The 14800-nt window shown below is 34.9% G+C and carries 14 protein-coding genes and 3 pseudogenes; 2 read left to right on the forward strand and 15 right to left on the reverse strand.

The annotated features are described in order from the left end of the window. The 14 genes and pseudogenes from OUY_RS00835 to OUY_RS00900 all read right to left on the reverse strand — a co-directional run. Window positions 1–636 (reverse strand): annotated as a pseudogene (locus tag OUY_RS00835) (helix-turn-helix domain-containing protein); the annotation flags it as partial. 356 nt (window positions 637–992) lie between these two features. Continuing rightward, on the reverse strand, window positions 993–1127 hold the full coding sequence (locus OUY_RS06650; RefSeq protein ID WP_281277874.1) for a hypothetical protein: 135 nt from the start codon (window positions 1125–1127) through the stop codon (window positions 993–995). A gap of 68 nt (window positions 1128–1195) precedes the next feature. Continuing rightward, window positions 1196–1953, reverse strand: a pseudogene (pstB, locus tag OUY_RS00850) (phosphate ABC transporter ATP-binding protein PstB). Then, window positions 1950–2744, reverse strand: coding sequence for a 4-hydroxy-tetrahydrodipicolinate reductase (gene dapB, locus OUY_RS00855; protein WP_139686441.1), 795 nt, complete (start codon window positions 2742–2744; stop codon window positions 1950–1952). The pseudogene pstB and the gene dapB overlap by 4 nt, the downstream one beginning before the upstream one ends. A 352-nt stretch (window positions 2745–3096) precedes the next feature. Beyond that, entirely contained in the window at window positions 3097–3351 is a 255-nt protein-coding gene (locus tag OUY_RS00860) for a hypothetical protein (RefSeq protein WP_139686442.1), read from the reverse strand. A 141-nt stretch (window positions 3352–3492) separates the two neighbouring features. Next, window positions 3493–3744 (reverse strand): hypothetical protein, encoded by a 252-nt coding sequence (locus OUY_RS00865; protein WP_139686443.1) that lies wholly within the window; start codon window positions 3742–3744, stop codon window positions 3493–3495. Window positions 3745–3974: 230 nt separating this feature from the next. Beyond that, window positions 3975–4193, reverse strand: a complete 219-nt coding sequence (locus OUY_RS00870) for a hypothetical protein (protein WP_139686444.1) — start codon at window positions 4191–4193, stop codon at window positions 3975–3977. 820 nt (window positions 4194–5013) lie between these two features. Then, window positions 5014–5160, reverse strand: coding sequence for a hypothetical protein (locus OUY_RS05900; protein WP_167481341.1), 147 nt, complete (start codon window positions 5158–5160; stop codon window positions 5014–5016). Between the two features lie 98 nt (window positions 5161–5258). Beyond that, the gene (locus OUY_RS00875) at window positions 5259–5471 is read right to left on the reverse strand and encodes a hypothetical protein (protein WP_139686445.1); all 213 of its coding nucleotides are present in this window, start codon (window positions 5469–5471) and stop codon (window positions 5259–5261) included. 74 nt (window positions 5472–5545) lie between these two features. Then, a complete protein-coding gene (locus OUY_RS00880; RefSeq protein ID WP_139686446.1) occupies window positions 5546–6709 on the reverse strand; it encodes a phage major capsid protein in 1164 nt (387 codons plus the stop codon). Window positions 6710–7530: 821 nt separating this feature from the next. Beyond that, on the reverse strand, window positions 7531–8211 hold the full coding sequence (gene pyrF, locus OUY_RS00885; RefSeq protein WP_139686447.1) for an orotidine-5'-phosphate decarboxylase: 681 nt from the start codon (window positions 8209–8211) through the stop codon (window positions 7531–7533). A gap of 43 nt (window positions 8212–8254) precedes the next feature. Next, window positions 8255–8944, reverse strand: coding sequence for a hypothetical protein (locus tag OUY_RS06210; protein WP_246038550.1), 690 nt, complete (start codon window positions 8942–8944; stop codon window positions 8255–8257). Beyond that, window positions 8928–9206, reverse strand: a complete 279-nt coding sequence (locus OUY_RS06215; RefSeq protein WP_139686448.1) for a hypothetical protein — start codon at window positions 9204–9206, stop codon at window positions 8928–8930. The genes OUY_RS06210 and OUY_RS06215 overlap by 17 nt, the downstream gene beginning before the upstream one ends. A gap of 41 nt (window positions 9207–9247) precedes the next feature. Next, window positions 9248–11812 carry a valine--tRNA ligase gene (locus OUY_RS00900; protein WP_139686449.1) on the reverse strand — a complete coding sequence of 855 codons (2565 nt, stop codon included), beginning with the start codon at window positions 11810–11812 and terminating at the stop codon, window positions 9248–9250. A 132-nt stretch (window positions 11813–11944) separates the two neighbouring features. Here OUY_RS00900 and tnpA point away from each other — a divergent pair. Together tnpA and OUY_RS00910 are read left to right on the forward strand one after the other, a co-directional pair. Beyond that, window positions 11945–12371 (forward strand): annotated as a pseudogene (tnpA, locus tag OUY_RS00905) (IS200/IS605 family transposase). Between the two features lie 109 nt (window positions 12372–12480). Next, window positions 12481–13134, forward strand: a complete 654-nt coding sequence (locus tag OUY_RS00910; RefSeq protein WP_139686450.1) for a hypothetical protein — start codon at window positions 12481–12483, stop codon at window positions 13132–13134. A 115-nt stretch (window positions 13135–13249) separates the two neighbouring features. On the opposite strand, the gene OUY_RS00915 is transcribed toward OUY_RS00910, so the two are convergent. After that, a complete protein-coding gene (locus OUY_RS00915; protein WP_029237598.1) occupies window positions 13250–14542 on the reverse strand; it encodes a cbb3-type cytochrome c oxidase subunit I in 1293 nt (430 codons plus the stop codon). Between the last annotated feature and the right edge of the window lie 258 nt (window positions 14543–14800).

Here is a 14800-nt window from a genome sequence, read left to right on the forward strand (position 1 = left end):
GAAGATCTGCAGCTGTGATAGCAGTCCTTTCTGTGTAAAGCTTAGCAAAAGCAACTCTGGAATAGGTATCAACAAAGGTTTGCTGGTAAATTCGTCCAATACCTTTGATATTACCAACATAATAACTGTCTTGGCTACCTAAGTATCCTGGATGCTCTGTTTCAATTTCTCCATGGGCCTCTTTTTCTTCCTTAGCCTTTTCTAGAGCTGTTATCTGTTCTTCTGTTAAAATGATACCATCCTGAGCTACTTTTGCTTCTAATGCCTTTAACCTCTTTTTAAAATTTTCAAGATCGTTTCTTTGCCACACTGATCTTATTCCACTTGCAGAGATGAGAATTCCTCTCTTTTTCAGTTCGTTTGCTGCTCTTTCTTGTCCGTATGCTGGAAACTCTATTGCTATTTCAACTACTGCTTTTTCTATATCCTCCGACACTCTATTTGCATACAATGGCTTGCTTTTGCTTATCTCGTGTAAAGCCTCTTCTCCTCCTGTTTCATACAGTTCTTTGAAGCGGTAAATGTATCCCTTGAATATCCCATTACTTTACACGCCTGTGATACATTTCCTAATTGCTTTGCAAGTTCTAGCAATCCCAACTTTGGTTTTAGTATTTTTTCTTGTGTTGTATTCATATCTGACACTCCTTTAAAACTTGTCTATATTTTTATCTTACTTTGTTTGCTTGTCAGATCAAGTCTAGACTATTACACATAAATCCTTCATTAACAGGTTGTGAATTGTTAAGGTATACACAACCCCCTCTACCCTGATCTACTACTTCTCTCCCCTCAAATTCGTACACTGGATAACCATCATGTTTCTTTGGTTTTCTCTCAATAACAGCTTGCTTGCTTTTAATATTTAAATCGATTTTTTATGTTCTACAAGCAACTTAGCCATAAGCTCTAAATATTGATGTTCGTCGTTATTACTAGTAACAAAAGCTGAAATAATGCACATCAAAGGTGTCATCCCATCCTCAAAAGCGTTAACATTCGCTCCTTCTTTCCAATGCTTGTTGAAAATGATTCCAAGCTTCCTCAGGTGTTATTCTTTCACCACTAGCATTTTGAAATTCAATAGCTTTAAACAACTTTTTTGTTGCTTCACTTGTACTAAACATTTTAACCACCTATCACAACAAACTTGATAAAATTATACATAGAAAAAATTAAAATATCAACTATTAAGCTAATGATCCAGAATATACTCCTTCGTTAAAGGAGACTGAGCATTTTCAAAGATTTCTTGAGTACTTCCGAATTCAACAATCTTGCCATTGCAAAAGAAAACTATGCTTCAGATAATTTTTTAGCTTGCTTCATCGAATGAGTTACCATAATTATGGTGAACCTCAATTTCAATTCTTGTATAAGATTTTCGATTGCATTGGTTGCCATTGGATCAAGAGCAGAGCATGGTTCATCCATTAATAAAATAGTTGGCTTTACTGCAATTGCACGAGCAATGCATAATCTTTGTTGCTGGCCACCAGATAAATTTAGTGCACTATCTTGCAATCTATCTTTCAACTCTTCCCATAAACCAACCTTAGTTAAACTACTTTCTACTATTTCATCTAATTTTTGCTTATTTTTCACCATGCCATGCAATTTAGGCCCATAAGCAACATTATCATATATTGACTTTGGAAAAGGATTGGGTTTTTGAAATACCATACCAACTTTTGCTCTGAGCAATACAACATCCATATCACGTGAATATATATTACCCAGCCCATCGATTACCAGTTCACCAGTCGCTCTACATCCAGGTATGTAATCATTCATACGATTGAAACAACGCAAAAATGTCGATTTACCGCACCCAGAAGGTCCGATAAAAGTTGTGACTTTCTTTTTGCAAATATTCAAATTTATATCGAATAAAACTTGTTTAGAGCCATACCAAAGATTTAAATTTTTAACGAAAGCGTATTTATCGCTCATACTAAATCCTGCATTGAATAAAGTCCTGGTATTTCCTGTTTATTCTCGCGCAACCATATTGCTGCTTGAACCGCCCCTCTAGCAAACGTTGTACGATCAATTGCCTTGTGATTTAATTCTACTCGTTCATCGGAATTGACAAACATGACACTGTGATCTCCTATTACTCCACCTCCACGAGATACTGCAAAGCCTATTCCTCCTTTCCCTCTTATATTTGAATTATTATGTGAATATTGATTGAGCTCAAAATCCACTTTTGCAGCGTTAGCAACTGCTTTACCAAACTCTATAGCTGTTCCAGATGGTGAATCCTTTTTTAAATTGTGATGCATTTCCCAAATTTCAACGTCATACTCATTACCTAAAAGCTTGGCAGCTTCTTTTACCAATTTCAGCAACACATTAACTCCAACACTCATATTTGCTGACCATAATATTGGAACTTTAGCAGCATATTCTTTTAAATTTAGACCTTCTATTCCAGTTGTGCCACTAACTAGCGGTTTTTTAAATTTCACGGCCGCCTTAAGGCATTCTAGCATACATTCTTTAGTTGTAAAATCTATTACAACATCGGACGATTCAAATACCTCACTAATAGAACTTGTAATTTTGATTCCTAAATTGCAATTATTGCCTACAATAGGCCCAATATCTAAGCCTATATACTCACTGCCCAAGCGAGCAACAGCACCTGCTATTTCCACTTTGGTATTCGTAATTAATTCATTGAGTATTTTCTTACCCATTCTTCCTAAGCAGCCTATTACTCCAACTTTGATTTTCATAAAGCTTTTTCCACTATGTTAGGCTTTTTTTGAAGCTTTGTCATCTTTATAAGCTTAGCATATTTAGCCTTACACTGATAAAACTATAGCTATACATCGATGAATCTATTGAAAATTGATACGAGGAAGATACAAATTGTAATTAGTCAATTTTCTCCTATGGAGAAAACTTATAAAGAAAAAAAGAGCACCAACTTTGGTGCTCTTTTGTGAAGGATTTGGTTTGCTAGTTAATAATAACCGTTTCCTACTATACTCGGATTAGAGACACAATGTCTTTCTGTTGCTAGTGCTCGAGTTGTTGAACTTGGTTATGTAACTTCTGCATCATAAAACTCCTCTGATTCAGTAGTCACTTCCTCAGAGTAAGATCAGATAAATCTTCTCTGAACTTAGAAAGAGATGCAGTAAAAGCATTTATTAACTCTTGTTTTTTCTTCAATAGTAGTTTTACCTGAAGATTGTCCTTGCTGTGATATGCTTTGTTTCGCAACACTTGTTTCACTTTTTTTACCACCAAACAGCCTGATGAAATTTTTCTTGCAATCCATGAAATTCCTATGTGATCAGCAATCCACTTAAAAAAGTTTTTTATTTTTTTAAACATATTTTACTCCTTAAATTAATAATTTATATTATTATATACAAAGCATAATCTGTCAACTTTTCCTATAGAGAACGTATAAAGAAAAAAAGAGCACCAAAGGAGGTGCTCTTTTGTGAAGGGTTTGTTTTAACAATAACCGTTTCAATCTACACTTGGATTAGTGACATAATGTCTCTCTGTTGATGGTACTCCAATTGTTGGACTTGGTTGTGTAACTTCTGCATCATAAAACTCCTCTGATTCAGTAGTCACTTCCTTATTGTTAACCGTTTGTTGTGCCGTAGTAGGATTAAGATTATGCTGCTCCAACGCTGTACCTTCAAACGGCTGATTAGATATATTATCTACTTTAATCTCTGTTACATCATCTTTCAATCCTAACATTTTTTTCATATGCTCAATATTGTCTTGCACTAATATTTTATCGTCATCGATATAATTACCATCTTCTTTCTTCTTTAGTACTGATTTTACAATTACATATTCAGAAACGCCATTGTAATTATTACCAACACCAGTAATGCGATATTCTCCTTTATCACACCTTAGATATACAAGAAGCTGAGGAGAAAGTCCGTCCTCGGTTAAACTATATTTATAATCCTTAACTTTTATACCCTTTTCTAAATTAACAATAAGTGATTATCTTCATCAAGTTCAATATAACCTACTCCTTTAGGCTCATTAGCAACAAGTTCTGGAAGATTAGGTGTTGTAATTTCAAATGGCTTTTTGGACATTTTAGTTATTTTAACAAGCTTTTTGTTCTCATCCAAGCCTACTTTATACATCATTTCTAATGGGTCTTTTGAAATAGTTCCCTTGTCATGCTGTTTCTTCACTGAAGTTATGGATACAGATTTCTTTCCATCATCTACATCTTGACATGAACTATAAGGGCCAGTAATACAAAACTTGTTACTTTCACACTCTACAAATATACGAAATTCTCCAGGTATAACTTTACCATTTTTGTCTTCATTTTTACATTTTTCTTCAAGACGTTTATAATTCTCGTTTGTTATAACAAATAGTAATTTGTTATCGATAAATTCAAAATAACTCTCTGGCTTTGTGCTTTGTTGAATAACATTAGGTTTATTAGGATTTACGTGCCTTCTTGGTTGTTCTGATTTTCTGGAAAATTTTCTGCTGGCTCGACGTTTGTACCTGTTTTAGATACAGGTTCTTCAGTCTCATTTTGCATAGGGGTGCTAACAATTGGAATTGTATTACTTTTATTTTTATTCTCACCTGAAGGTCTTTCTGGTGATGTATTTTCTTGAGTAGTATTTTTTTACTACTCAACAGCCAATTCCAACCTGATGAAATTTTTCTTGCAATCCATGAAATTCCTGTACGATCAGCAATCCACTTAAAAAATTTTTTTATACTTTCCCACATACTTTACTCCTTAAATTAATAATTTAATTATTATATATAAAGTTTAATTTGTCAATTTTCTCCTATGGAGAAAACTTATAAAGAAAAAAGAGCACCAAAGAAGATGCTCTTTTGTGAAGAAAAGATACTCTTTAGAAAAGTGGCATAATAAGTGTTGAATTTATAGCTGGCTTATCTAGCACCTTACTAGGTTTACCAGCTTCTGAGCTTAGTACCTTGCTATCACTTGCAGGCACTTTAGATGTAGAACTTACAACTTCAGGTTTCTAGAGATATTTTATCTATAGTAACAACTGTACGCTTACTATTTAAACCCAACATCTTTTTCATTCCTTCTAACTCACAAGACAAAGTTTTATTATCATATACCGAGTTCACTATAAAGGATACCGAACTATCGTTCATGACAACAAGTTTGCTATAAACAATTTCGAATATAGCTTCGTCAGATTTGACATTTATATGATATCTTGATGGATCTTTAGAATTAATACCGCTCCCATCTATAATTTCTGGTACATTCTTTTGTTTGTATGCAGTACTAACTGCTTATTACCATTTTCTTTAATAACACCCCAATGATTGGATTCACCCTTCACTAGTTCAATTACACTATTTTTTTGCGGTTTACTAGACCACAAGTTTTTAATGCTGTTCCAGATTGATGCAATACCTCCTGCAATCGACTGAAAAAAGTTTTTTATTTTTCCTAACATATTTTACTCCTTAAGTTAATAATAATTTAATTATTACATAAAAAGTATAATATGTCAATTATTTCATAAAAATTTTAGTACTTGCTCGCAATTTTCAATAATTTAATAGCACTGGTGTTGACAACCTCCCCACCGACACGCTTAGTGACAAAAAATCTAACATAAGGTTTGTTTGTATAAGGGTCTCTAAGTATTCTCATTCCTCTGTTATCTACGATCTTATAAGCTTGTTTGAAATCCGCTACTGCAATCATTGTAGGTGGCATATCAGCAGATTGGTATACTGGTATTCCCATCAAAGTATCTGGTGTTTCAAGCGATAAACTCGGCTGCCAAAGATACTGATCTGTTTCAGATTTTAGTAGCCTCACGTCCTTTAACGTACTTCTGTTCATCAAAAATGATGCATTTTTAGAGTAATGTTCATTTAGAGAGTAGTACAATATCATTATGGCGTCGCTGTCTAGCTTATCAGCTTTAATTTGCTCTATCTTATTATGACCATTTCCATTTTCGTAAGTTAAAATTCCTTTAGGCTGAAAAGTGCCATCACCTTTGATAAAGGCTTCATTCTCCTTCTTACTGAAAGTTTCGGCAACCTTTTCTACAAGCCAATTTTCAACATTGACAAATGCATCATCGAGCAATTTTTGTGATATTTGCGGCTGAGCATAGAGCTCATAAGTTGTGATGGAAATCTTTTGAATTTTAGGTGTACTTGTGTCTTTTGCAAAATCATACTTGGATTTATAGCCACCATCTTCGTCCTCTATGACTTCACCACTCCAACCTGCACCAGCACGGTCACAATCTTCTATAATATAATCCAATGTTTCAGTAGAGATTCTTTGACTAGAACATATTTGCCGCATTGGAGATGAATCAGCTATACGCTTGTTTATCCGTTTTACAATGTGAGGAGTAACTAAATACCCTCCAATATCATTGTCATCTCCACTTAGGGTTTTATGTGATAACCTACTTTCCATTCCTTTGCGGATATAATCAGAAAAATATTTATCACCCATGTTAAAATCTGTGCTAATTTCTGGACGTTGAGCTGAAGTTTCAATAAAATCTAAGCGCTCTTTGCAATTATCAATATTACTATTTATCTTGCATAGCTGCTCAGGTCCTTTGCTTTCGATTTCTTTTAGTTTGCGATCATTTATTAATTTAAATTGCTCCCATGATGAAGCGAGTTCATTAACACGGTGAGCAATATCAGTAAGTGACATAATAGCCTCCTTTAAAAATAAAATTATAATAGTATTGTAATTTGAAGGTAATCTTTAATCCCAGTACCTTTTCGTTGTTATGCAAACTGCATTCAGAAAAAAGACAGGTGAATGGCAGCTTAGTATAACTCAAACGCTTGTTTACAATATGGATCCCAGTGCTGGGAGGCGCCCTCATGGTAAACAACGTTCATACAACTGTATACGTATAATGCTCGTGCCTGCCATTCACCGGTCTTTTTTCTGGATTCCAGCATTGGCTTCATGGTAGATACAAATAAACGTAAGGCGATTGGTAACGAGAGAAAAATGATACTGATTACTTGTTGAAGTAAGAAAAGCAGTGTAGTATTACACCGCGGTAAATATTATACTTAATCGTTAGCACTATACAGCATCCATTTTTTTGTGTCAAGCATTTTTTTCGCTGCGTATCTGTTCAGAAGAATGTGCAAATAAAGTACGTAGCTGTACAAATTTGCCAAAACAATAAATGGTATCCTGTGCTGGGATCCATTTTTCTATCATCACCAGAAACGTTGATTACTTTTATACCTGTAAATTTAACTGGATCCCAGTGTCAGGGCACTGGGATGACAGAAGAAAAAGGCCTGTATCGGCTACTTCGATGACACTCACAGCCCTGTCATTCCAGCGCGTGACGCTGGAATCCAGAAAAAAAAGAAAAATGGTCAAGCACTAGGATGACACCCATTTAGTTATCTTTTCTCGTCTACCTTGTTTTGCCACCCTGCTGAACGGATACATACCGTTTGTGCTTTTATTCTATGGTACCTTACCTACCTTGCCGCTCTCCTGCTTCAATCAGTAAGGGATTTCAATATTAATTCTGCACTACTTGCGGGATTGCCGCTTTTTGTAATTGGTCTGCCAATTACGATATAATCAGCTCCTGAATTTATTGCTTCTTTTGGTGTTGCTGTCCTTTTTTGATCATCATGACCTCGATTTATACCGATTCCTGGAGTAATAATTTTAAAGTCTTTACCACATTCTTGGCGCACTTCTTGAGCTTCTAGTGCAGAGCAAACTATTCCATGCAGTCCAATCTTTTTTGCAAGCTTTGCCAGCAAAATTACCTGTGATTTTGTTTCTCTTGCCACTCCGAGTTCACTCAGATCTTCATTGATCATGCTGGTTAGTACTGTTACTCCAATTAGCTTTATTTTCTTTCCTTGCACTACACTTAGTGCTTCTTTAAGCATTTTTGTTCCACCACTGATATGCAATGTTAGCATTTCAACATCTAGAGCTTTTATTGCTTCAACTGTTCTAGCTACAGTGTTTGGAATATCATACAATTTTAGATCTAAAAAAATTGGTACATTGCATTTTGCAACTTCTCTCACTCCAGAAGGACCATGTGCAGCAAAAAATTCTAACCCAAGTTTTACCATGCCAACCTTATCACGCAGACCATTAGCCCAAGATATGGCTTCATTCAAATCTTGTGTATCCAGTGCGCATATTATTGGGTTCATTATCTTGTATAATTTTTTTTATAATAAGAGTAATTGTTGCATTTTACAATCCATATTCAGGGATTGGTCCACTTGCAATGCTTTGTACAGACACTGAACACGATAATCTGGTCGGAGTGGGTGAACGACTGGCATATCCAAGATCTTCCTGTAAAGAATCAGACGTTTCCTCCGATGTTTTGGAACCTTTCATTGGCTTGAATTGCACAAGCTGCCCTAATATAAATTTTATTTTCTGAGCCTCCCCTAATATTATTTTTTTGCTATAATCTTTAATTGTTTCATTTTCTCTTATCGATTCTTCTATCTTATCTATCACATATTGAAGTTGTTTTATTTGATACAAGAATAAGTTACCTATTTTTACATCTTTATTTGCTTTCAATTGATCATCAGTAACACGATTACGCTCGATAAGTTCTATACCATTAGCATCAATATTAATTATAATAGTGCACTTTTTTCCGTCCTCATCACACCAATTCAGAGTCATTTCGTATGCACCATCAGTTACAACATAGTGCCTTATTCCTTCTTCAGAAACAAAACCGTGCATTCCATTTTTTCCATTGCTATGCAGAGTTGAAAATCCTGAAATTCCATTATCTTGACAGAAATTACTATTCAAAAACTCACTGACTTTGAATTTGTTTTTATTAGCTCCCAATTTAACTTCTGCACAACTACCGTATATTGACACTGTTTCAACACCACTTTCAATATACCCATTCAATACTTTTAGCCTTATCTTGAAGCTCTGGTCTAGCTTCTTTTATATTATTGAAATCTTGGATAACGGCTTTATACACTTCATCTTCATTAAAATTGGCATTGTATTTTATTAAAAAAGATAATATGTGAAAACTAGCTACAGCAGTGTGAATTGATTTATTCTTTTCTTTTATCTTGCCGAGCAAAAACAAAAACCTTTGAATGAAGTCATGATAATCATCTTTTTGTTCTTCAATTTTATTATTATATGAATTACCAATCATTATTACCTCACAACTAAATAATTAGTATAGTAATGCGAATGCTAAGTTACATCAATCAATAAACTTACAGTAAATTTTCCATTCTCAGTTATAAGCTCTGCTTCTGTACTCTCAACCCATTCTATCACTTCAGCATTGCAAACTGACTGCAAATCATGCTGAGCAGAATAATTTAACTCATCCTCTTTTACACTCGCTTTTATCATCAACTTTTGTATAAGATGCTTAACTGATACGTTATTATCTGCTTTTATTTTTCTCACAAGGTTTAATATCTGCACGAAATTATCTCCCATTTCCTCAGAATACTTATCATAGGTAAGTTCTTCCTTGTTAGGCCAATTACTTTTATTGTGAACGGAGTTATAACTATACAACTGATGATATATTTCCTCTGTAATGTATGGCAAAAATGGTGCAAATAACCGCAAAATAATATTGAGTACATATGCCAAACTCTGTTTCGCACTCATGTTTGCCTCGCTGTCCAATGCATCTCCATATGCACGTTTTTTAACTAACTCTAAGTAATTATCACAAAAATCTTTCCAAAAAAATTCTTCTATTGCGCTCAAAGCTTCGCAGTATTCAAACTGTAATAGGTTGTTCGTCGTTTTTTCTATCACTTTATATAATTTGGACAATATCCACTTATCCATCGTCTCACTGATGGAATTTATGCTCAATGCTTGATGTTTTTCCATAAACATGGAAACAAATTTGCTAGCATTCCAAAGTTTCGTAACAAGTCGTTTGCCAATTTTGAAGATATTTTCAGAGTAGACTGTGTCAACTCCAAGTCTTGAGTTTGCTGCCCAATAGCGTACTACGTCAGCTCCATAGGTTTCAAGCATTACATGAGGAGTGATGATATTACCTTTTGATTTACTCATCTTTTTTTTATCATCAGCCAAACACCAACCACTAATCATGATATTTGTCCACGGCAGTGAATCTGCATGATAATGTGCCTTCAAAATCGTATAAAAAGCCCAAGTTCTTATTATCTCATGGCTTTGGCTGCGCAGATCTGCAGGAAATATCTTATTATACCGATGGCTTGGTAAACCGAGCTCACTGTTTACTGCCAGTGCACTTAGTTGAGGAGTGATCGCACTTGTTGCCCAAGTATCCATCACATCTTGATCTGGAGTAACTTCTTCTCTGCTATAGCCTTTCGGCAAACCTTTTAATGGATCTACGGGTAAATCCTTTACTTCAGCTAGAATGATTTTGCCTTCTTCTCCCTTACGTTTTGAATACCAAACTGGAAATGGTACACCAAAATAACGCTGTCTTGAGATGCACCAATCCCAACTTAGCCCTTCTATCCACACCTCCATACGTTTACGCATAGATTCTGGATGCCAACTACATTCACTCACTTTATCTAATACTTGAGTTTTTTGCTCTAAAGTCTTGACAAACCATTGATAAGTAGGTAATATTTCAAGCGGCGCACCAGATCTTTCAGCACATTTAACAGAATGAGAAATGCTAGTGCTTTCTATTAAAAGTCCTTTTCCACTGAGGATTTCAATGATCCTCTTTCTTGTTTCTTTAACTTTTAGTCCATGGATCCCAGTGTCAGCTACTCGGATGACACCGGCATGTGTCTCCTCTGTCACCTGAGTAGCTTGATACTGGGCATCTTTCTCCCCTGTCATCCCAGTGCGTGACACTGGGATCCATTTTTGATCACACACTGCATGCAGGTTTATCCTTCCATCCTGATCAATTATAATTGTCACCGGCAGATTATGCTTTTGCTGCCAATATATGTCGAGCTCATCACCGAATGTACAGCACATAACAAGCCCAGTGCCTTTATCTATTTTGACCTTATCATCAGCTATTATTGGAACTTTTGCCTCTGTAATTGGCACTACGGCTATTTTTCCAATCAGATGGGCATATCGTGCATCTTCTGGATGACAAAAAACTGCAACGCATGCAGGAAGTAACTCAGGTCGCGTAGTTGCAATATGAATCTGCTCATTTTTTTCAGTGGAAAAAACTATCGTGTTCAAAGATGACTCAAAGACTTTATCCTCTATTTCCGCTTGCGCAATTGCGGTTTTATCAACTGGGTCCCAAAGAATAGGTTGCATTTTCCTATATATATACCCTTTGTTATATAGATCAACAAACGACGTTTGAGAAAGTGCCACAGCTTCCTTGCTGATCGTGTGATATTCCAAACTCCAATCATAACTAATGCCGACCGATTTAAATAACTCCTTGAATTCTTGCTTTGACTTCTCAATAACTTCATGGCACATCTCTATAAATTTTTCTCTGCCAACTTCTTTTGCACTAACTTTATAGGTTTGCTCAACTAACCTTTCAGTCGGAAGGCCATTATCATCAAAACCAATTGGATAAAACACATCTTTCCCCAGCATACGTTGGAACCTTGCAATAAAATCCGTATGGCAATAGCTAAATATATGGCCGATGTGCAACTTTCCTGATATCGTTGGTGGAGGAGTGTCTATAGTAAAAGTGTTATTCTCTTCACCATTCCATTTATAAACTTTACTTCCTTCCCATAATATGTTGTATTTATTTTCAATTTCTCTAAAGCTGTATTTTTCTTCTAACATAAATATTTTTCAGTTTTAAGCTTTAAGTTAGCACAATTGAGCAAATACAGCAATTTTAATGTCTGACATTTTAGTGTCCCCCTTCGGGGATTGTCCCGCCTTGAGGCGAAGGGCAAGTTACAATAGTCGCGTATGCGACGTTATGGGTATAATGCACACTCTAAGTACGATATGAGAGTACACTTGGCATGGATTCCCAAATATCGCAAAAGGGTGCTAATAGGCCAAATTGCTGTTAGAGTTAGGGAGCTGCTAAGGCAGGTTACTATGGAAAATGAGATCCAAATTATCTCAGGCAAAGTTGCAGTAGATCATATTCATATGTTTATATCATATAAACCGCAGCAAAGTGTTAGTAAAATTGTACAACTTTTGAAAGGAACAAGTTCAAGGTTGCTGATGCAAGATTTTGCAAGTCTAAGTAAGCAATTTTGGGGCAGGCACCTTTGGGCACGTGGATATTGAGCCGTAAGTTCTGACAGACGAGGTTATACAAGAGTACATATCTATCCAGGAAGGCGAGCCACTTCATGACAATGATCAATTTCAAATTGATTAAAATTTAACCCTTCACCTTGTAGGTGATGGTTGTTGAGTTTATAATACAAAATTTCTTGATTTTAGTTTTTTATGTATTACACGATAAATTTTTAGTATTGAGGTTTATTATGCCTGATTTTAAATTTTCTGATTTGCAAGATCTTGTTAATGCTCTATATGATCCATACTATCTGCCCTCCAATGAAAAAATAAAACTAGCAGAATTGCTTGAGGACGTGTTGGAACTAGAAGTTAAAAAAAGCTCAGAAGATGCAATAGCTACATTGAAAGATAAAATAAGAAATGAATTAAAAAATGAAATGAAAAGTGAAATGAAACAAAAAATAAATAAACTTGAGCAGCTAGAGGCGGAAAATAAAGACTTACAAACTAAAAAGGATAGAGCTAAAGGGTTAAATAGATTCTTAGAATATGCAAGGAAGACAGCTCAGAACGAAAATATAGAATTAAAAGCTGAAAAAAATAAACTAAATACTCAAATCCAGCATTTACAGCAAGAAAAGAAAATATTAGAAGTCAAAAATGAAGCAAATAAACAACTAAAAGAAAAAGCAACATATATCGCTACTGCTAGTACTGGTCTTGCTGTTGGGTTAGTAGTGTATATTACACTTGAACATACAACTAAATTGGACATGTGGTTAATCGTTGTTATAGCAACATTATCTGCATTCTTAGCTGGTGGTTTAATAATGAAACCTAGCTCTCAAGTAAATGGAACACAAGAACCACAAGGAGTAGCAAATAAGAATTCAGTCTAGCTTAATATAGTTTTTTCATTTCATTGCCCTTCCAAATTTGAAGCAGGTTGTTTGAGCCATAGTACAAAGTAAATATAGTAATTTTACACTAAAATTTTAGTTTTGTTTCTTTGGGTTAGTTGGTACGAGCCTTGCCTTTAAGAAGATGTAAAATCACAATTATTACGAATAACATTCCACCAATAACTGATATAGCTCCACCCGTAATAAAACAAGCACGTGCCAACATTGATGAAATACTTGGCAGATCTGCAACTTTTCTTAATGCACCATATCCACCAAGCCAAACAAGTCCAGTAATGTGGAGAAAATGTCCCAAGCTATATGCATAAATCTGTAATCTTACTATGGAGCTTTTTATTTCTTTACAGCCCAATTTTGGTAACAGCCAGTAGACAAAATTCATAAAAGCTATAGTAATACCAACCACAGAACCGTGATAATGCGCAGGGATAGTGACATTTCCTTCAATAGTTAGCACTCCAAGCACACCTCCATAAATGAACAATACAAACGAGTGGAGAAGATAATTGCCCTTATCATTGAGCAGAGTTTTTATGTTGCAAGACACTAATATTGTTAAAAAGCACGGCAGAACTGCTCCAGCAATTCTCATATGCCAGGTAAAAAACTGTATTAATTCAGCACTATCCGCCGAATAAATAAAGTATATAAACGGCGCACCTACGGTCAAAACTGTGTTTATAAATAGTGGTAAAATGGTAATTTTATTTAGACTAATATAGCGAGCATTCAGTATGATCAAATAAACTAAAAACATTGCTTGAGCAAAGGCAAACTGCAGTAAATGTCCGCCTCCCCAAAAGAGATATTCATAAAATAAATTCTTGTCTGAGTGATATAGACCTGGAGGCATATTTTTATGTGCTAAAACAACACAAAGAAATGATGACACAAGTATAATGACCAGGCCAATTTGTCCGATTGAAAGATATGAGTCTTGTTTATTTGATATGTAGGCTAGAGCTGTATTTATCAATATGCTGGTAATGAAAAGACTGAGTCCAAGTAAAAATAATTTGTTTTGTAATACAGGTATATAGTTACTTTTGATAACTTCAGTATTTGGAACAAATGCAGATATAAACATTAGCAGCATGGAAAGGATTGAGAGAATCCATGAGAAGTTAAACCAATGATTGGTGTTTTTTAAGTTTATGATGAAGAGCAGAGATATTATAGAGCACATCCATACCAAAATTGACAAATTTACGTGTATCACCAGTGCATTATCAAAGATATATTGTGCAGAAGGAATGAGAGAAGAAATAAAAGGCAATCGTAGAAAAATAACAATTATTGACAGCAGTCCAGAACAAGCAAGAGCAAGTACTGCCAAGAATATCCATTGCCTGCAAAGTGAAGCGTTATTTTGTATGTTGAGCATTTACTTTTAGGTACTATAGCATAAGACAATGTACATTTTTCAAATTGATATGCATAGTTTAAATGAATGACATTACAACAATATCTTTCATCGTGAAAATGCTGCGTCCATTTCCATTTCATATTATGGTAATATTACTGACAAGCGTTAGTCTGGGCTATCGAAATGTGTTTTAATCAATACTTGATAAAAATTATTACAGTAAGAGAATCTTTACATAATGGCATGACATTACGTTAATGCTTTTGATCCACAATT

It is taken from the genome of Wolbachia endosymbiont of Leptopilina clavipes (assembly GCF_006334525.1).
GTDB lineage: Bacteria > Pseudomonadota > Alphaproteobacteria > Rickettsiales > Anaplasmataceae > Wolbachia.